We start from the raw sequence: 585 nt of genomic DNA, 5'->3' as shown, positions 1-585 counted from the left end.
CCTGAGGGCTGACGATCTGTATGCGCCTCTGAAGGCGCGTATCCAGGCGATCTATGATCACCACAAGGGACGCTATGGCTATCGCCGTATCACCGCTGTGCTGCGCCAGGCAGGCGAGGCGGTCAACCACAAGACCGTCCAGCGGTTGATGCAGCAGCTGGGCTTGAAGTCCCGCGTTCGCCCCAAACGATATCGAGCTTATCGCGGCGTCGAGGGCTATGCCGCTCCCAATACGCTACAGCGTCGATTTCAAGCTCAAGGGCCGAATCAACGCTGGGTGACCGACATCACCGAATTCAAGGTCAATGACCAGAAACTCTACCTGTCACCGGTCATGGATCTGTATAACGGCGAAATCATCGCCTTCCAGACTGGGCCACGCCCGGTATTCGGCCTAGTGAAGCATATGCTGAAGAGCGCCTTTGACCGGCTAAGGCCGGATGATCGGCCTCTATTGCACACGGATCAGGGGTGGCATTACCGCCACCCTAACTATCGTCGCCTGGTGGCGGAGAAGCGGATACTGCGCAGCATGTCACGGAAAGGGAATTGTCTGGACAATGCCGCCATGGAGAGTTTTTTCGG

General features: G+C 57.6%; 1 protein-coding gene. It reads left to right on the top strand.

The features are described 5' to 3' along the window. Nucleotides 1-585 (top strand): IS3 family transposase (locus tag L1075_RS15665; RefSeq protein WP_246942767.1); only part of this gene is annotated, 585 nt, incomplete at both ends.

Source organism: Chromohalobacter beijerinckii, from assembly GCF_023061185.1.
Classification (GTDB): domain Bacteria; phylum Pseudomonadota; class Gammaproteobacteria; order Pseudomonadales; family Halomonadaceae; genus Chromohalobacter; species Chromohalobacter beijerinckii.
The sequence above is the reverse complement of the archived record's forward strand: the minus strand, read 5'-3'. Positions and strand labels throughout refer to the sequence as shown.